Origin of the sequence: Pseudomonas sp. DWP3-1-3b3, assembly GCF_049896305.1 — a bacterium.
GTDB classification, from domain to species: domain Bacteria; phylum Pseudomonadota; class Gammaproteobacteria; order Pseudomonadales; family Pseudomonadaceae; genus Aquipseudomonas; species Aquipseudomonas azotoformans_A.
This window is the reverse complement of the sequence record NZ_JAFCUA010000015.1, coordinates 47,744-65,501: the sequence shown is the minus strand read 5'-3', so window position 1 is coordinate 65,501 and position 17,758 is coordinate 47,744. Positions and strand designations below refer to the sequence as shown.

Sequence of the window (17,758 nt, the reverse complement as noted above, 5' to 3'; positions counted from 1 at the left end):
GCTTATGCTCCCAAGAGGCTTTGCCCACACACCCGCAGCGCTTGCCCGCTGACCGCACCGGAGCCCGGTTGGCCGAGCCACGCCACCGCTTCGGCGACGTCCTGCGGCAGGCCGCCCTGGCCCAGCGAACTCATGCGCCGTCCGGCCTCACGCAAGGCAAATGGAATATGCGCAGTCATCTGGGTTTCGATAAAGCCGGGGGCCACCGCATTGATGCTGATGCCGCGCGCCTTGAGCAGCGGTGCCCACGCTTGGGCGAGGCCGATCAATCCGGCCTTGCTCGCAGCATAGTTGGTCTGCCCACGGTTACCGGCAATGCCGCTGATCGACGCCAGCAACACCACGCGGGCGTTGTCATGCAGGGTGCCGCTGTCGAGCAACGCCTGGGTCAGTACTTGTGGCGCATTGAGGTTCACCGCCAGCACCGCGTCCCAGTATTCCGGGGTCATGTTGGCCAGGGTTTTGTCACGGGTGATGCCGGCGTTGTGCACTAGGATGTCGAGGCCATCGGGCAGGTGTTCGATCAATTGGCTGGCGGCATCTGCGGCGCAGATATCCAGCGCGACCGTGCGTGCCCCCAGGCGCGCAGCCAGGGCTTCGAGGTCGGCCTTGGCCTGGGGCACGTCGAGCAGGATCACTTCGGCACCGTCGCGGGCCAGGGTTTCGGCGATGGAGGCACCAATGCCTCGGGCAGCACCGGTGACCAGCGCCTTGCGCCCGGCCAGGGGCCGCGTCCAGTCCTCGACAGGTGTGGCGCAAGCTTCCAGGCGAATGACCTGGCCGGAGATATACGCGCTCTTGGGCGAGAGGAAGAAGCGCAACGCACCTTCCAATTGATCCTCGGCACCGTCGCCCACGTAGAGCAATTGCAACACGCCGCCATTGCGCAGTTCCTTGGCCAGCGAACGGCTGAACCCTTCCAGGGCGCGCTGGGCGCTGGCGGCGAAGGGATCGCTGAGGCTTTCCGGCGCGCGGCCGAGGATCACCAAGTGCGCGCTGTTATCCAGGTTTTTCAGCAGCGGCTGGAAGAATTCGCGCAGCTGTTTGAGTTGATCGGTGTGTTGCAACTCGCTGGCGTCGAACACCACGGCCTTGAGCTTGGGACCGTGTCCGGGGATCCACGTCGATGTCTCGGTGCCGTAGGTATAAATCGCGTCGGTAAGCTTGTGGGCAAACGCCTGTACGTTGCTCGCCAGCGCGCCGCCGCTCAGCAGCAATGCACCTTCCACCGGACGCAGGCGCCCGGCTTGCCAGCGTTCCAGGCGTACCGGTGACGGCAGGCCAAGGGCGGCGACCAGGCGATGGCCGAGGCTTGAGTTGGCGAAGTCGATATAACGGTCAGACATGGAACGCTCTCCGAAGGCTGGGGTTCAAAGGGTTGACCACCCCGGGGTGGCACTCGTTCGATTGAGCCTAGGCTAGGCTGAATGATTCCACCCATAACCATAAGGGAGCTTTCCATGACTCAATTGCGCCGTGTGGCGATCATCGGCGGTAACCGCATTCCGTTTGCCCGCTCCAATGGCCCTTACGCCACGGCGAGCAACCAGGCGATGCTGACCGCCGCCCTGGAAGGCCTGATCGAACGCTACAACCTGCACGGCCTGCGCATGGGCGAGGTGGCCGCTGGCGCGGTGCTCAAGCATTCGCGCGACTTCAACCTGACCCGCGAGTGCGTGCTCGGTTCGCGCCTGTCGCCGCAAACCCCGGCCTATGATATCCAGCAGGCATGCGGCACCGGTCTGGAAGCAGCGTTGCTGGTGGCCAACAAGATTGCCCTCGGCCAGATCGAATGCGGGATTGCCGGCGGGGTGGACACGACGTCTGACGCGCCCATTGGCGTGAATGAAGGCCTGCGTAAGATCCTGTTGCAAGCCAACCGCAGCAAATCCGTGGCAGATAAATTAAAAGTCCTGTTACAACTTCGTCCCCATCACCTCAAGCCGGAACTGCCGCGCAACGGCGAACCCCGTACCGGTTTGTCTATGGGCCAGCACTGCGAATTGATGGCGCAAACCTGGCAGATCCCCCGCGCCGAGCAGGACCAGCTCGCCCTGGAAAGCCACCAGAAAATGGCCGCCGCCTACGCCGAAGGCTGGCACAACGATTTGCTCACCCCGTTTCTGGGCCTGACCCGCGACAACAACCTGCGCCCCGACCTGACCCTGGAAAAACTCGCCGCCCTCAAGCCCGCTTTTGAGCGCAGCGAAAAAGGCACGCTCACCGCCGGCAACTCGACGCCGCTCACCGATGGCGCCTCGCTGGTGCTCTTGGGCAGTGAAGCCTGGGCTAAGGAGCGCGGTTTGCCGATCCTCGCGTATTTGCGCGATGGCGAAGCGGCGGCAGTGGATTTCGTCAACGGTGCCGAAGGCCTGCTGATGGCGCCGGTGTATGCGGTGCCGCGCTTGCTGGCGAGGAACGGTCTGACGTTGCAGGACTTCGATTACTACGAGATCCACGAAGCGTTCGCTGCCCAAGTGTTGTGCACGCTTAAAGCCTGGGAAGACGCGGACTATTGCAAGACACGTCTGGGGCTTGACGCCCCCCTGGGCGCCATCGACCGCAGCCGGCTCAATGTAAAGGGCAGCTCCTTGGCCGCCGGACACCCGTTTGCCGCCACGGGTGGACGTATCGTCGCCAATCTGGCCAAGTTGCTGGATGCGGCGGGCAAGGGCCGCGGGCTGATATCCATCTGTGCGGCAGGCGGGCAGGGCGTTACGGCGATCATTGAACGCTGAAACTGGCCTATTGGTTGCATTCTTGAGTGATCAACGGTCGGTAGCCCCTCCCACCGACGCGCTGATTGCCGTATAACGAGTGCCATACGCGTATTTGGTAATAAAGGACCCACAATAAAAGCTGATGAAGACTCCTAAACGCATTGAACCCCTGATCGAAGACGGTCTGGTCGACGAAGTGCTGCGCCCACTCATGAGTGGTAAAGAAGCAGCTGTTTATGTGGTGCGCTGCGGCAACGAATTGCGTTGCGCCAAGGTTTACAAGGAGGCGAACAAACGAAGTTTTCGTCAGGCATCCGAATACCAGGAAGGCCGTAAGGTCCGTAACAGCCGGCAGGCCCGGGCCATGGCCAAGGGCTCCAAGTTCGGCAAGAAAGAAACCGAAGATGCCTGGCAGAACGCCGAAGTGGCGGCGCTGTTCCGCCTGGCCGGTGCGGGCGTTCGCGTGCCCCAGCCGTTCGACTTCCTCGAAGGCGTGCTGCTGATGGAGTTGGTGGCCGACGAGTACGGCGATGCGGCGCCGCGTCTGAACGACGTCACGCTGGAACCGGACCAGGCGCGCGAATACCACGCCTTCCTGATTTCCCAGATCGTGTTGATGCTGTGTACCGGCCTGGTGCACGGTGACCTGTCCGAGTTCAACGTGCTGCTCACGCCGACCGGCCCGGTGATCATCGACCTGCCCCAGGCGGTGGATGCGGCGGGCAACAACCACGCCTTCAGCATGCTGGAGCGCGATGTGGGCAACATGGCGTCCTACTTCGGGCGCTTTGCCCCGGAGCTGAAGAAGACCAAGTACGCCAAGGAAATGTGGGCACTGTACGAAGCCGGCACCCTGCACCCGGCCAGTGTATTGACCGGCGAGTTCGACGAGCCGGAAGAGCTGGCGGATGTCGGCGGAGTGATCCGCGAGATCGAAGCGGCACGGCTGGACGAGGAGCGTCGTCAGGCGATTCGCGCGGCGGATGATGCGCCACCGAGCAAGGTGCCGGACGAGCCACCGCCACCGCCTTGGATGCAATGATTCTTGGGTAGATGAAGATCAAAACTGTGGGAGCGGGCTTGCTCGCGAAAGCGGAGTGTCAGTCGGTGCATGAGCTGACTGATCCACCGCCTTCGCGAGCAAGCCCGCTCCCACATGTGGTTTTGCATGTATTCAGATAGATTCCATCAGGCGCAACAACCGCCCGACGCCAACTCCTTGAGGATCGGGCAATCCGGCCGATGATCGCCTTGGCAGTGCTCTACCAGGTCCTGCAAGGTATCGCGCAGTTGCCCCAACTCCAGAATCTTCTGGTTCAGCTCATCGATATGCTGGCGCGCCAAGGCTTTTACGTCGGCGCTGGCCCGTTGCCGGTCCTGCCACAGAGTCAGCAGCTTGCCGACTTCCTCCAGTGAAAATCCCAGGTCCCGCGAACGCTTGATAAACGCCAGGGTGTGCAAGTCATCCTGCCCGTATACGCGATAGCCACTGTCGGTACGATGCGCGGCTTTGAGCAGGCCGATGGATTCGTAGTAGCGAATCATCTTGGCACTCAACCCGCTCTGGCGTGCGGCTTGGCCGATGTTCATGGGCGCTGATCCTCCAGGTTCTTGGGCTTCCACGTCTTCAACAGTAACGCATTACTCACCACGCTGACGCTGGACAAGGCCATCGCCGCGCCGGCCAACACCGGGTTGAGCAGGCCGAATGCCGCCAGGGGAATGCCGATCAGGTTATACACAAAGGCCCAGAACAGGTTCTGGCGGATCTTGGCGTAGGTCTTGCGGCTGATCTCCAGAGCGGCCGGCACCAGGCGCGGATCGCCGCGCATCAGGGTGATGCCGGCGGCGTGCATCGCCACGTCGGTGCCGCCGCCCATGGCGATGCCGATATCAGCGGCGGCCAGGGCCGGGGCGTCGTTGATGCCGTCACCGACCATGGCCACCACGCCGGTTTTTTTCAACTCGGTAACGGTTGCGGCTTTGTCGGCGGGCAGTACTTCGGCGTGCACGTCGTCGATACCCAACGCCTCGGCCACCACGCGGGCACTGCCGCGATTATCACCGGTGAGCAAATGGCTGCTGATGTGCTGAGCCTTGAGTTGCTCCACCGCTTCCAACGCGCCGGGTTTGAGCGTGTCGCCAAAGGCGAACAGCCCAAGCACACGGGGTTGTGGGCCTTGCTCGATCAGCCAGGACAAGGTGCGGCCTTCGGCCTCCCAAGCCTTGGCTGATTCGGCCAACTCGCCTGCGTTCAAGCCGCTTTCTTCCAGCAGGCGACGATTGCCCAGGGCCAGTTGCAGACCCTCCAGCGTGCCGGCGATGCCGCGTCCGGTCAGGGATTGGCTCGCCGTTACGTCAGCCACCTTCAGCCCTTTTTCATCACAGGCATCCAGCACGGCTTTGGCCAGCGGGTGTTCACTGCCCCGTTGCAACGCGCCGGCTTGCTGCAGCAGCAAGGCCTCATTGCCATCCACGGCCGCCAGGTGCGCAATTTTTGGCGCGCCGGAGGTGAGGGTGCCGGTCTTGTCGAAAACCACCGCGCTCACTTCATGGGCGCGTTCCAGGGCTTCTGCGTCCTTGATCAAAATGCCGTGGCGCGCGGCAACGCCTGTACCGGCCATGATGGCGGTCGGCGTGGCCAGACCCAGGGCGCAAGGGCAGGCGATCACCAACACGGCGACGGCATTGATGATCGCGGTCTCCAGGGGCGCGCCATACAGCCACCAGCCCACCAAGGTCACCAACGCCAGCACCAGCACGGCCGGAACGAATACCTGGCTGACTTTATCCACCAGTTTCTGGATCGGTGCCTTGGCGGCCTGGGCGTCTTCCACCAGGCGGATGATCCGCGCCAGTACGCTTTCAGCGCCGAGGGCCAGGGTGCGTACCAGCAGGCGGCCTTCGCCATTAATGGCGCCACCGGTCACCTGATCGCCGGGTTGTTTCGGTACGGGCAGGCTCTCGCCACTGATCAGGGCTTCGTCGGCATGGCTTTGGCCCACGACGACTTCACCGTCCACCGGGAAGCGTTCGCCGGGTTTTACCAGCACCAGGTCATTGAGTTTCAGGGCATTGATGGCGACATCTTCTTCACGGCCTTCAATCACCCGAGTCGCCCGCTCTGGACGCAAGGCTTCCAGGGCGCGGATAGCGCTGGCGGTCTGGCGCTTGGCGCGGCTCTCCAGGTATTTACCGAGCAGCACCAGGGCGATCACTACCGCCGAGGCTTCGAAGTACAGGTGCGGCGCCATGCCAGGGTGCGCCGTGAGCCATTCATAAATACTCAGGCCGTAACCGGCGCTGGTGCCGATCGCCACCAGCAGGTCCATATTGCCAGCACCGGCACGCACGGCTTTCCAGGCGGCGATATAAAAGCGTGCGCCAAAGATGAATTGTACGGGGGTGGCCAGGGCGAACTGCACCCAGGCGGGCAGCATCCAATGCAGGCCGAACGGTTCCACCAGCATCGGCAGCACCAGCGGCAATGCCAGCAGGATCGCCAGCAGCAGCGACCAACGCTCGCGGTGCAGGCGCTGGGCTTGATCCGTGTCGGTGGCGGTTTCGCTCTGGGGCAGGGTGGCGGTATAGCCGGCTTTATCGACGGCGGCGATCAACACGCCGGGGTCCATCTGGCCGAGTACTTCGATATGGGCGCGCTCATTGGCCAGGTTGACGCTGACGCGTTGCACCCCCGGCACCTTGCCCAGCGCACGCTCGACCCGGCCGGCACAGCTGGCGCAGGTCATGCCGCTGATGGGCAGGTCAAAGGTGGTGGATCCATTCATGGGGCAGTCCTCCAAGAGAAGTTGCCCCTAGGATCAACCTTGACCTGTGGGGAAGGTCAAGCGCCTTCAGTATTCCAGTTTGGCGGCTTTGAGGTACATCCCATCCGGGCCCTGGGCAATGCGCAATTTGCGCACGTCACCGACCTTGAGCGTGATGTTCTGCGCCGGTGGCGCCAGCATCCCCGGCAGGCAGCCAGGGGATTGGCCCGGCAGCAGCTTCAGGCGCAACGATAGATTTCCCGCCGGTAAGTTGAACGATGTAGCCTGTTCCTGGAACAGCCGGCCCGCGAGTTGGTCATTCAGGTACAGGCCGATCTCGCAGTTGGTCGGCACTTCCAGGCGTTCCCGGGAAATGATCAGCACCGCATAGTCTTCTGCGGCGAAGGCCTGAGGCACGGCGGCCGACAAGCTCATCAGGCCCGCAAGGGCAAAAAATGACCAGCGCATGGCGAATGCTCCGTGGTGTGAATCAAAGATGGGTGAAGCTTGGCCTTAGAAGCGGCCAAATACCAGCCCGGCAGAAGTTTTCAGAACTTGACCTTGCCATCGTGGCAAGGTCGAGACTGGGTCCAACCTCATCAAAGGAGTCATGTCATGCAAGTATTCAGCGTTGAAGGAATGACCTGCGGCCATTGCGTTCGAGCGGTGACCCAGGCCGTGCAGAGCCAGGACCCGGCGGCCAGCGTGAAGGTCGACCTGGCGGCCAAGGAAGTGGGCGTCGAAAGCCGCCTGTCTGCCGAACAAGTGATCGCGGCGATCACTGAAGAGGGTTACAGCGCCAAGCTTGCCTGACGCGAATAAATAGTTAGCGAGCTATCGTGTTCAATGCACCCAAGCGCGGCTAGACTATCGGGCTGCCGTCTCACTTGGGTGCCCGATGAACCTTCGCATAATCCTGATTCTGGGTGCCTTGAGCGCCTTCGCGCCGTTGGCGATCGACTTTTACCTGCCCGGCTTCCCGGCCATGGCCAAGGCTTTCGCGACCGATGAAAAACACATCCAGCTGACCCTGGCGGTGTATTTCGCTGGCCTGGCCATCGGCCAATTGATCTACGGCCCATTGGCTGACCGCTTTGGGCGACGCGGCCCGCTGCTCAGTGGTGTCACGCTGTTTACCCTGGCTTCATTTGCCTGCGCCTTTGCGCCGACCCTGGAGTGGTTGATCGCTGCGCGTTTCGTGCAAGCCCTCGGCGGCTGCGCCGGCATGGTGATTTCCCGCGCAGTGGTCAGCGACAAATGCGACGCGGTCGGCTCGGCCAAGGCGTTTTCCCAGTTGATGCTGGTCACCGGCCTGGCGCCGATCCTCGCACCACTGGCCGGTGGTTTGATGGTGGGCATATGGGGCTGGCAGTCGATTTTCCTCGCGCTGTCGATCTTCAGCGTGATGGCGGCCATCGCCGTGGCCGTCGGGCTGCCGGAAACCTTCCCGGCCCATCAGCCGCGCCAGCCGTTGTCTGGATCGCTGCGTCGTTATGCGTCGCTGTTGTCGGACCGGGTTTACCTCGGCTATGCCCTTACCGGTGGTATCTCGATTGCCGGGATGTTTGCCTACATCGCCGGTTCACCTTTCGTATTTATTCAGCTCTATGGCGTGCCTGCCGAGCATTACGGCTGGCTGTTCGGCTCCAACGCTGCAGGCTTTATCCTGGTGGCGCAGGTCAATGCGCGGTTGCTGTCCAAGCGTGGCCCGGCGTTCCTGTTGTCGCGCAGTGTGTGGGTGTATCTGCTGGCCGCGTTGAGCTTGCTGGGTATCGCGGCGCTGCGCACTGACGCGTTGTGGCCATTGCTGGTGCCGCTGTTTATTTGCATCGCCAGCCTGGGCTGTATTTTGCCGAATACCTCGGCCTGTGCCATGAGCGGGCAGGGTGCACGGGCGGGTAGCGCTTCGGCGTTGCTCGGTTGCATTCAATTTGGCGTGGCGGCGGGGGCGGCGTCGTTGGTCGGGGTTTTGCACGACGGCACGGCGATGCCGATGGCGATGGTTATCAGCCTGTGCGGTGTGTTGGCGGTGACGATTGCGATGTCGACCCAGCGCCTGCAACGCAAACGGGCCTTGCAGGCGCAGGTCTGAGCAGCGGATCAGCCAGCGGCGGAGCGTTGCTGGCTGTTCGGAAAACGGTGAGGGGCCTGGATACGGGCTTGCAGGGTGTCCGCAAAGGCACGGGCCTCGGCCTCGGTGCGGAAGGTGAAGGCGTCCTGGTCGAGACGGACCTGCCATTTATTGCCTGCGGATTTTGCTAACGCTTTTATCAGGATTTTCATTGCTGACTTCCTCACGTAAAAGAATCGTGGCAAAGGCGGCCAATATAAACCCGAATACGCTCACAAAGATGACAAAGGTCAACTCTCTGACTAGCGGTGTCGTCCATTACCCACATGAATAATGGACGACCCTGACAGCTATTTTTTAGAAGCCTTCCAGCACGATCTTGCCCTTGGCCTTGCCACTTTCCAGCAGCGCGTGGGCACGGCGCAGGTTTGCCGCATTGATCACACCGAAGTGCTCACCCACCGTGGTTTTCAGGGTGCCGGCGTCGATCAGTTCAGCCACGCGATTGAGCAGGTTGTGCTGTTCGATCATGTCCGGGGTCTCGAACATCGAGCGCGTGTACATGAACTCCCAATGCAGCGACAGGCTCTTGCGCTTGAGTTTGCTGACGTCCAGCGCCTTGGGATCGTCGATCAGCGCCAGCTTGCCCTGGGGTTGCAGGGCTTCCACCAGTTGGTCCAGATGATGATCGGTCTGGGTCAGGCTGGCGACGTGGGTCACTTGCGGGTGGCCGGCAGCTTTCAGCGCTTCGCTCAGCGGTTGGCTGTGGTCGATCACCAGGTCGGCGCCGAGGGCTTTGGTCCACGCTTGGGTTTCCGGACGCGAGGCGGTGCCGATGACTTTCAAGGCGGTGAGCTGGCTGGCCAGTTGAGTCAGGATCGACCCCACGCCCCCGGCGGCACCGACGATCAGCAGGCTCTGGCCTTCGTCTTGTGTACCTTCCTGCACTTGCAGGCGTTCGAACAACAATTCCCAGGCGGTGATGGCGGTCAGCGGCAACGCGGCGGCGTCGGCAAAACCCAGGCTTTTCGGCATATGCCCGACGATGCGCTCATCCACGGTGTGCAATTCGCTGTTGCCGCCTGGACGCACCAGGGAGCCGGCGTAGAACACCTTGTCACCGGCCTTGAACAGCGTCACGTCGCTGCCGACGGCCTTGACCACACCGGCCACGTCCCAGCCCAGTACCTTGGCGGCGCCATTTTCCGGGGCGACGTTCTGGCGCACCTTGGTGTCTACCGGGTTGACCGAGATGGCTTTGACTTCCACCAGCAAGTCACGCGGGCCGGCGACAGGCGCGGGCAGTTCGATGTCTTGCAGGGCGTTTGGATCGTTGATCGGCAGTGAGGCGTAGTAGGCAATGGCTTTCATGATGGCTCCAGAAAAGGGGGGATCAGGCGAGGAATTTCAGGCGCTTGAGCTCGAAGTGTTCGAGCACATCCGCGGCCTTGGCGCGAAAGCTCTGGATGTGTGCGCTCTGGTCGTGGTCGGCCAGCGCCGCGTCGTCGCTCCAGCGTTCGAGCATGTAGAAGGTTTCGGGGTGTTGCAGGTCCTGGTGCAGGTCGTACTGCTCGCAACCGGCTTCCAGGCGCGTGGGCTCCAACAGGCCGCGCAGCAAGGTTTCCAGGGTGGCCTGTTGGCCGGGTTTGGCGATCAGCGTGGCAATGACGTTAAAGGCGGTGGACATATTCAACTCCAGACACGTGATGAACGGGATGCACAGATGATTGGCTATTTCCCGCGCAGATAAAACCCGCTAAAACTGCAGTCTGTTTCAACAAAATTTTGATAATGAGCGGAAGAGCATGCTGCGTTTTGATGATTTGCAGTTGTTTGTGCGTGCGGCAGACCTGGGCAGCTTGTCCGCAGCAGCCAGGGTAATGGACCTGTCGCCTGCGGTGGCGAGTGCGGCGCTCAAGCGCATCGAACAGCAACTGGGCACACGCTTGCTGGCGCGTTCCACTCGCAGCCTGCGCCTGACCGCCGAAGGCGAGGGCTTCCTGGAGTATGCCCGTGCGGCCTTAAGCTCGCTGGATGAAGGGCGACGCTTATTGGCCAGCGGGCAGGACCATGTCAGTGGTGTGCTGCAGTTGTCGGCCCCGTCGGATTTCGGGCGCAATCAGCTGTTGCCGTGGTTGGATGAATTCCAGCGTGACTACCCGCAACTCACCGTGCGGCTGTTGCTGGGCGACCGGATCGCCGATCTGTTCCGCCAGCCGGTGGATATCGCCTTGCGCTATGGTGAGCCTGAAGACTCCAGCCTGATTGCGCTACCCATCGCCCCGGACAATGTGCGTGTGCTGTGTGCGTCTCCCAGCTACCTCGCACGTCATGGCGAGCCTCGGCACCTGGAGCAACTGGCCCAGCACAATTGCCTGCTGTATATGCTCGGCAGCCGGGTCCACGACCACTGGAGCTTTCACGACGGTAAACGTGAAATCAGCCTGACCGTCACCGGTGACCGCTTCAGTGACGATGCCGATGTGGTGCGGCGCTGGGCGGTGGCGGGCGTGGGCATTGCCTACAAGTCCTGGCTGGATGTGAGTACCGATGTGCTGGCAGGACGTTTGCGCCTGATCCTGCCGGAGTTGCGGGGCGAGCGTACGCCGCTCAATCTGTTGTGTGCCCATCGGGCGCAACTGAGCAAACCCATTAACTTGTTGCGGGAAATGCTCGTGTCCCGTTGTGCGACATTGACCGGCCAGTTGCCAGAGCGATCCGGCACCATGTAAAGGACTCCATCAAAGCAGGAAATTTCACTCAGATCCTGTCCCTATCTACGCTGTCAGACGCCATGGAACCGGCGGTTTGCGCCCCTATACTTTGGTGCCAACCTCAGCAGAAAAATAAATCGACAGGGAGTGAAAAGATGGAAGCTGCACCTTGCATCAGTCAGATCGCCAGCTTGCTCGCCGAGCCCAAACGTACTGCCATGCTGTGGGCCTTGATGGATGGCTCGGCCAAGTCGCCCGTCGAGTTGGCGACGCTTGCCGGCTTGTCACCGACCTCCGCCAACGCGCATTTGGCGCGAATGACGGCCAGTGGTGTATTGCGGGTGGAAGCCCGGCGTGGCAAGCGCTTGTTCCGTGTCGCGGCGCCTGATGTCAGCGCCGCCATCGATGCCTTGGCCAGGACCACCATGGCCTGCGCCGCACGCTGCGCGCCGGATGCTCTGCCTCCGGCCCTGGTGGCTCCCGCATTGTTACGCCATGCCCGCCTGTGCCACGGTCACCTCGGCGGGGAATTGGGCGCGCAGTTGTATCAGCACCTGCTGGAAGCGGATTGGATCGAACGTCATGAGCACCGCACCGATATCACGGTCAAGGGCGCGCAGCGCCTGGCAGGCCTGGGTATTTTTACCCAAGCCCTGGCGTCGCCGCTGGTATGCAATTGTTTCGACTGGAGCCAGCACCAACCTCATCTGGGTGGTGCGCTGGGGGCGGGGTTGTTGCAACTGTTTCTGCAGTCGAATTGGATCACTGTGATCAATGAGTCTCACGCGTTACGGGTCAACGCCGTAGGGCACAGGGAAATCACCCGATTGGCCATGTCTGTGTGACATAGCCAATCGCTTTTACTCAGTCATGGCTTTACGAGGCGCGCATCCAGGCTGTTCTGCGCCAGGCGTTTGGCCTGGTCCTGGGTCATGCCCAGCGAGGTGTACAGCGCGTGGAAGTTCTCGGTGACATAACCGCCGAAGTAGGCCGGGTCATCGGAGTTCACTGTCACCTTCACGCCACGCTCCAGCATGTCGAGGATGTTGTGCTGGGCCATGTCGTCGAACACGCACAGCTTGGTGTTGGACAGTGGGCACACGGTCAGCGGGATCTGCTCGTCGATGATGCGCTGCATCAGACGCTCGTCTTCGATGGCGCGCACGCCATGGTCGATACGCTGGATTTTCAGCAGGTCGATGGCTTCCCAAATGTACTCGGGCGGGCCTTCTTCGCCGGCGTGGGCCACGGTAAGGAAGCCTTCGTGGCGGGCACGGTCGAACACGCGCTGGAACTTGCTCGGTGGGTGCCCCATTTCCGAGCTGTCCAGGCCCACGGCCACGAATGCGTCACGGAACGGCAAGGCCTGGTCCAGGGTTTTCTCGGCTTCGGCTTCGCTCAGATGGCGCAGGAAGCTGAGGATCAAGCCGCTGGTGATGCCTAGTTGCTGTTCGCCATCTTTCAGCGCGGCGGCGATGCCGTTGAGCACCACTTCGAACGGGATGCCACGGTCGGTGTGGGTCTGCGGGTCGAAGAAGGGTTCGGTGTGGATCACGTTCTGCTCTTTGCAGCGCAGCAGGTAGGCCCAGGTCAGGTCGTAGAAATCCTGGGAAGTGCGCAGCACGTCGGCACCCTTGTAATACAGGTCGAGAAACTCTTGCAGGTTGTTGAAGGCGTAGGCCTTGCGCAGGGTTTCGACGTCATTCCACGGCAGTGCAATCTTGTTGCGCTCGGCCAGGGCGAACAGCAGCTCAGGCTCCAGCGAGCCTTCCAGGTGCAGGTGCAGTTCAGCCTTGGGCAGGGCGTTGAGCCAATCGTACATTTTCTAAATTCTCATCAGGTGCAATGGCGGCATTCTACAGGCCATGGCCGAAATAATTGGCAAAACCTGACCAGCAGGATTGTTTTCGTTGCACTCGCGCAAGGGCCGCGTGAACTAAGGTGTAACGAAACGTTAGCGGCGTGACGCAGTCTGTACCCCATCAATGACTGATTTGCCGCACTAAAAGGCCCGGAATGCTCACATCCCTCAAGCAAGAAAAATTCATGCTGCTGGCGCTGATTGCCGCCATCGCCGCCTACCCGTTGGAGCACTGGATGCTGCACAACGGGCAGATCACGGCGTTGCTGGCCGGCGTGGTGCTGATCGGCTTTATCGTGGTGGCGTCGATGCGCGTGGCGCACCATGCCGAGCAACTCGCGGAAAAAGTCGGTGACCCCTACGGCACCATGATCCTCACCCTGGCCGCCGTGCTGGTGGAAGTGGTGATCCTGGCGATCATGATGAGCAACGAGCCGTCGCCCACCTTGGTACGGGATACCATTTATTCCGCGGTCATTTTCTAGACACACTCCGCTTTGGTGTCAAAGCCCTTAGGCTTTGACCTGCTCCTGCTCCTGCTCCTGCTCCTGCTCTGGATAGAGAAGCTTAAGATGTGTATTTGATTGGGGAGTGCTCTTGCCTTGTCCTCCCTGACACACCTCTATCTATGGCATACCCCGGAAGCCGGGAAATTTCCTGAGCCCGTGTTTGTGACTCTGCTTGAGGTCTAAGGATGACTTACTGAGTGGGGAGCATCCTTGCCGCGAGTTCATACAAGATCAGCGACACGGGCTACCTGTCAGGCATTTGGCTGGGCGGAAAGAAATGGCGTTACGTATGTGACGAACTCAGCATGAGGAGTGCGATGCTCACTCCACCTTGGAGGGTTTGAGGCCGGTCGATGGCGTAAGTCACATGTCGTGATCATCAACCGCTCCTTGGCACGTGAAACACCCACAAAGAAGCCGCAACGCTCCTCTTGGACTTTGCCCCAAAATGTCTGTGTTTCTACGCCGATCATGATTACAGAGTGAAATTCCAATCCCTTACTTTTATGAATCGTCAGAAATCGGACTGCTTGATCGTTGGAGAACAGATCAAGTGCTTTGAGCAAATCCGGTTCTTTCTCGAGCAACTTCTCAATTTGCTGTCGTGTGTTCTTGATAACCTCGTTCAACCTGGCTTTTGCTTCGTAGTCAGAAGAAAGGGTGGCCAGCACAGGCAGCCCGACATTCTTCAGGAACGTCATGGTTAAATCCCACCACCCTTTGTAAGGCGTGCCAGATCGTGAAGACTTTTTGACCTCCTTGAGATGAGTGAGATATAGCCGCTCGAAGCTTCTTTGAAGCTCTGACTCACCCTCTTCGTCATTAAACGAAACCAATTGCTCCATCAAGCTAATCCACGCCTTTGGCTCTCGTTCTCGGTACAGGCATGACAGATAGTCAATTATTAGACGAGCGACGGGCTCATTAACCAAGTCCTGAGACTCATGCTCGTTGCGATAAGGAATTCCTCTGGTTGCCAACTCTTCCATGAGAGGAGCGCCGTATAGGTCAATCTGCCTTGGAAACAGAATCGCTATTTCGTGGAGGGGGATTTTCTCTACATCTATCCACTGTTTGATGAGCGTGGCCAGTTCGACCGCTTCACTGTGACTGGTGTCGTAGTTTCGGGCGAAGAGCTCGCCGTCGTTCCCGATTATCAGGTCGTCGGCCATAACAGCAGCAGGGTCAAGCGTTCGTATGATTTCGTTCTGCATACGCAACAGGCGAGGCTTGGATCGGAAGTTACGGTACAGATTGAGTGGCCTAGCGTCGAAGTCTTTTGCGTAATCTATGAATATGCCATCCAATGCCCCTGCCCACCCCATGATCTTCTGTTTGGTATCACCCACTGCGGTTAGACGAATCGGCTTATTCATGAATACGAGCTTTAGAAGTGTGTACTGCTCAGTGGTGCAGTCCTGAAACTCATCAAGGAATATATCGGAATAAGTCTGACAAATTGCATTCCTTGCAGTCTTTGAGGAGCTCAAAATTTTCGTGGCGAGTGGTATAAGCTGCGCGAACGTAATCTGCTTTCCTAGTATTTGTTCGTTGCCTACAGAGTAGTTGGGTTCTAGAGAATCCTTTCCTGTAAGTACCGGCCTAAACCTGTCGATAATGCGCTTGGCAAAGCCATGAAACGTGTAGCTGTCGAAGCGCGCAGACAGGTCAAGGCCGCATCTGCGACGAATCCGCTCCTTGAGGTTTTTGCTGGCATCGACCTTGAAAGATATCGCGAGTATTCGCTTAGGATATCGACAGTTCCCTGTGCGTAGCAAAAAGTCCGCGCGCTGCGCCAGAACCTCCGTTTTACCAGCGCCGGGGCCGGCGGTGAGCGCGAGTGACTTTGCGAGTTCCTTCACGGCGAGAAGTGCATTTTTCTCCATGGTCAAACCATCTGCGACTGTCCATGCGTCCGCGCTAATCATTCTGGGATGTCCTCGAGCGCCGCGATAATTGCGTCGGCCAAACGATCTAGCGATGGGGGAAGACTTTTTAGCAGGTCTTCATCAGTCAGCTTTGCAAGGGCAGAGATGTGTGCTGCCGGCTTGCTGCCTAATTTGAACTTGGAGTGGTAGGTGCCAAACAATTGCTGCTCGGCCGGGGTGTACTGTGCCGCATTGTGGTGGCTTTTCCCGAGAACCGCTTTAAGAGTTGACTCGTCAGGGGCATTTCGATCAACAGCGTACGCGTCTGGATAAGCGCTAATCATTGCAAAGTCTAAATCCATCGGCTCGGAGAAGAAGACATTGCGGCTTTCCAGTTCGACGAACAAATCTAAGCCCTTGAACATGTGATGAGTTCGAATCGGAGGCTCTTCGTTCCATTTAACAATGTTCCAATGATCAGGAAGTATTTTTGTTGGAGAAAACTTAGCTAGCTGATTATTGACGTTGCTAATTCGCCCCCATCCACCTTGATACCGCGCTACGTCCAGATCCAACAGGGTCACATAAGGCGTTTCTAATGCCGCCAACAGCCGCCAGAAATGATTAACGTGGCGCCCCCCCAGTGGAGCGATTGTCACCGCCGACTCATCAACAGGCGCACCTTTCGCCTGAAGAATTCTCGGAAGGACAATTTCCTCGCTGTCTCCCTCGCCCAGTACCACCAGCCTGGAAAAATAGACTTCCGGAAAGGCCTGTACAGCCTCTCGGACAAATTTATGAGCTTCATCTTCCTTGTCGGGTAGGGCTATACAGGTAACCTTGGTTGCGCGGTTCGCAGCAAGGCGTAGATAGCGGATGTTCTCAGGATCCACGCGGCGAAGCATGGATGGAGCATGCGTGGCGATGATTGCCTGAGAGTCAGCCCCTCCAATTGAGCTATTGAGGGCGTTAACGATGCGCCCGAGGTAATGAGGTGAAAGGCTGTTTTCTGGCTCCTCCACTGCGATCAGCGTAAATGACGGTGGCTTCAGTTTGTCAGCGTCGAAAGAAACGTTCTTACCAGTTAGGACTGCACGCCCGATAGCGTGAGAGGACAAGACCAGTGATAGGTATAGCATTGACTTCTGTCCATCGCTGAGGCGAGAGAAGTCGACAAGATTTTCGTCGTGCCCTGGTGAGAACGACACTGACATATGTCTGAGAAGCGACTCAATTTCGGATGTGACGAAAGTGAGCTTGGGGTCGGTGAAAAAGGTGCCCCTGTGAAGTCGCTTCCACATCACATTCAAGCTTTCACTGAATGCACTTACCGATTGGTTTCCTGACAAGCATTCGCTGATTTCGTCAGTGAGTCCTTTGATCCGTTCGCGGTCATCTTCCCAATTGACGGCTCGTAGCAAGCGTCCAAGCAGGGCATTAGCGCCATAGGTTATGTGGTCGGCAGGGTCTCGTCTGGCGGGGAGGTAATGCATTTGAATTGTATTGCGATGCACTCGAGTGACTACTGCGGTCGACAATGGGTTGGCGTCTTTATCAACATCAAGGACATAAACTAGGTTCTCTTCAATGTCCCCATCAATCCCCATCGTTGCGCTCAATCGATATCTAGCGCGCGGGATACCTTCGGCTGTGTCCAATCGCATATGAGCGAAGTGCGGGGCCACGGTAGCGTTGTCCTCGTCCTCTAGAAGCTCTGGGAATTCGAAATCCGCTTCCAGCCACAGACTGCGCTCCTCAGGTAACAAATCCTCATCAGCAGGCACATGGAAGTCGGATCGCTTGATTCGACGGAGGCTTGGATCAAAGGCAAACAACCTGCAGAGCGCTTGCAGGACTGCTGTCTTTCCAGAGCCATTAGGGCCGATAAGGTAGGTGACATCCTCGAATGTGATTACCGTAGGCTCATTGCCGAAGGATTGAAAATTACATAGCCGAATACTCTGCAGCTTCATTGCTCACCGCCCATCGTCCAGGATGTGTACGTACCGCGTCTGCTGACTCGGTTCGCGTCGCCGACAGCCGAACGGCTCGGATATCGCTGACTTAGAATAGGCGGTTTGATCTAAAAGATGTTAGTAGGCCAGCATTCAGTAAAGATTATTTGGTGCGGTCTTGAAGGCTCTGTTGCAGATCGCCTAGCTATTGATGAACGGCATGGTGTGTCCATTGTCTAGAAAGGTGCTCACCGTAACCCGATGACGACAGGGTAATACTGAGCCTACAGAAG

Annotated in this window: 16 protein-coding genes and 1 pseudogene; 7 read left to right on the top strand and 10 right to left on the bottom strand. The window is 59.2% G+C overall.

Annotated elements, in window-relative coordinates; translation table 11 throughout:
* Positions 1-2: 2 nt before the first annotated feature.
* On the bottom strand, positions 3-1,346 hold the full coding sequence (locus ACP7BX_RS28910) for a 3-oxoacyl-ACP reductase (protein WP_426131496.1): 1,344 nt from the start codon (positions 1,344-1,346) through the stop codon (positions 3-5).
* Positions 1,347-1,460: 114 nt separating this feature from the next.
* Between ACP7BX_RS28910 and ACP7BX_RS28905 the strand changes: the two genes are divergently transcribed.
* Together ACP7BX_RS28905 and ACP7BX_RS28900 are read left to right on the top strand one after the other, a co-directional pair.
* Complete coding sequence (locus ACP7BX_RS28905) at positions 1,461-2,738, top strand: acetyl-CoA C-acetyltransferase (RefSeq protein ID WP_314531748.1); 1,278 nt, start codon at positions 1,461-1,463, stop codon at positions 2,736-2,738.
* Between the two features lie 124 nt (positions 2,739-2,862).
* Positions 2,863-3,762 (top strand): PA4780 family RIO1-like protein kinase, encoded by a 900-nt coding sequence (locus tag ACP7BX_RS28900; protein ID WP_016977033.1) that lies wholly within the window; start codon positions 2,863-2,865, stop codon positions 3,760-3,762.
* 146 nt (positions 3,763-3,908) lie between these two features.
* Here the strand turns inward: ACP7BX_RS28900 and cueR are convergent, their stop codons facing one another.
* The 3 genes from cueR to ACP7BX_RS28885 form a co-directional block, all read right to left on the bottom strand.
* On the bottom strand, positions 3,909-4,310 hold the full coding sequence (cueR, locus tag ACP7BX_RS28895) for a Cu(I)-responsive transcriptional regulator (protein ID WP_314531744.1): 402 nt from the start codon (positions 4,308-4,310) through the stop codon (positions 3,909-3,911).
* Positions 4,307-6,508 carry a heavy metal translocating P-type ATPase gene (locus ACP7BX_RS28890; RefSeq protein ID WP_426131493.1) on the bottom strand — a complete coding sequence of 734 codons (2,202 nt, stop codon included), beginning with the start codon at positions 6,506-6,508 and terminating at the stop codon, positions 4,307-4,309. Before ACP7BX_RS28890 ends, cueR begins: the two co-directional genes overlap by 4 nt.
* Positions 6,509-6,574: 66 nt before the next feature.
* Entirely contained in the window at positions 6,575-6,955 is a 381-nt protein-coding gene (locus ACP7BX_RS28885) for a hypothetical protein (RefSeq protein ID WP_426131491.1), read from the bottom strand.
* 147 nt (positions 6,956-7,102) lie between these two features.
* On the opposite strand from ACP7BX_RS28885, the gene ACP7BX_RS28880 reads away from it, so the two are divergent.
* Together ACP7BX_RS28880 and ACP7BX_RS28875 are read left to right on the top strand one after the other, a co-directional pair.
* The gene (locus ACP7BX_RS28880; protein WP_177051418.1) at positions 7,103-7,300 is read left to right on the top strand and encodes a heavy-metal-associated domain-containing protein; all 198 of its coding nucleotides are present in this window, start codon (positions 7,103-7,105) and stop codon (positions 7,298-7,300) included.
* An 85-nt stretch (positions 7,301-7,385) separates the two neighbouring features.
* Positions 7,386-8,579, top strand: coding sequence for a Bcr/CflA family multidrug efflux MFS transporter (locus ACP7BX_RS28875; protein WP_426131489.1), 1,194 nt, complete (start codon positions 7,386-7,388; stop codon positions 8,577-8,579).
* Between the two features lie 8 nt (positions 8,580-8,587).
* On the opposite strand, the gene ACP7BX_RS28870 is transcribed toward ACP7BX_RS28875, so the two are convergent.
* The 3 genes from ACP7BX_RS28870 to ACP7BX_RS28860 all read right to left on the bottom strand — a co-directional run bounded on the left by ACP7BX_RS28870 (position 8,588) and on the right by ACP7BX_RS28860 (position 10,245).
* Positions 8,588-8,770: a hypothetical protein gene (locus ACP7BX_RS28870; protein ID WP_010213424.1), complete on the bottom strand. Its 183-nt coding sequence runs from the start codon at positions 8,768-8,770 to the stop codon at positions 8,588-8,590.
* 145 nt (positions 8,771-8,915) lie between these two features.
* Positions 8,916-9,929: a zinc-binding alcohol dehydrogenase family protein gene (locus ACP7BX_RS28865; RefSeq protein WP_426131487.1), complete on the bottom strand. Its 1,014-nt coding sequence runs from the start codon at positions 9,927-9,929 to the stop codon at positions 8,916-8,918.
* Positions 9,930-9,951: 22 nt separating this feature from the next.
* Positions 9,952-10,245: a putative quinol monooxygenase gene (locus ACP7BX_RS28860; protein ID WP_016977041.1), complete on the bottom strand. Its 294-nt coding sequence runs from the start codon at positions 10,243-10,245 to the stop codon at positions 9,952-9,954.
* Between the two features lie 118 nt (positions 10,246-10,363).
* Here ACP7BX_RS28860 and ACP7BX_RS28855 point away from each other — a divergent pair, with 118 nt between their 5' ends.
* Both ACP7BX_RS28855 and ACP7BX_RS28850 read left to right on the top strand, forming a co-directional pair.
* Entirely contained in the window at positions 10,364-11,290 is a 927-nt protein-coding gene (locus ACP7BX_RS28855) for a LysR family transcriptional regulator (protein ID WP_314531724.1), read from the top strand.
* Positions 11,291-11,427: 137 nt separating this feature from the next.
* On the top strand, positions 11,428-12,117 hold the full coding sequence (locus ACP7BX_RS28850; protein ID WP_033897307.1) for an ArsR/SmtB family transcription factor: 690 nt from the start codon (positions 11,428-11,430) through the stop codon (positions 12,115-12,117).
* Between the two features lie 23 nt (positions 12,118-12,140).
* Here ACP7BX_RS28850 and ACP7BX_RS28845 read toward each other — a convergent pair whose 3' ends face one another.
* Entirely contained in the window at positions 12,141-13,094 is a 954-nt protein-coding gene (locus ACP7BX_RS28845; RefSeq protein ID WP_012722045.1) for an adenosine deaminase, read from the bottom strand.
* Positions 13,095-13,288: 194 nt separating this feature from the next.
* Here ACP7BX_RS28845 and ACP7BX_RS28840 point away from each other — a divergent pair.
* A pseudogene (locus tag ACP7BX_RS28840) lies at positions 13,289-13,612 on the top strand (calcium:proton antiporter); the annotation flags it as partial.
* Positions 13,613-13,893: 281 nt separating this feature from the next.
* Here the strand turns inward: ACP7BX_RS28840 and ACP7BX_RS28835 are convergent.
* Together ACP7BX_RS28835 and ACP7BX_RS28830 are read right to left on the bottom strand one after the other, a co-directional pair.
* Positions 13,894-15,570 carry a UvrD-helicase domain-containing protein gene (locus tag ACP7BX_RS28835; RefSeq protein WP_426131484.1) on the bottom strand — a complete coding sequence of 559 codons (1,677 nt, stop codon included), beginning with the start codon at positions 15,568-15,570 and terminating at the stop codon, positions 13,894-13,896.
* Positions 15,567-17,483 (bottom strand): ATP-dependent nuclease, encoded by a 1,917-nt coding sequence (locus tag ACP7BX_RS28830; protein ID WP_426131482.1) that lies wholly within the window; start codon positions 17,481-17,483, stop codon positions 15,567-15,569. Before ACP7BX_RS28830 ends, ACP7BX_RS28835 begins: the two co-directional genes overlap by 4 nt.
* Positions 17,484-17,758 lie beyond the last annotated feature (275 nt).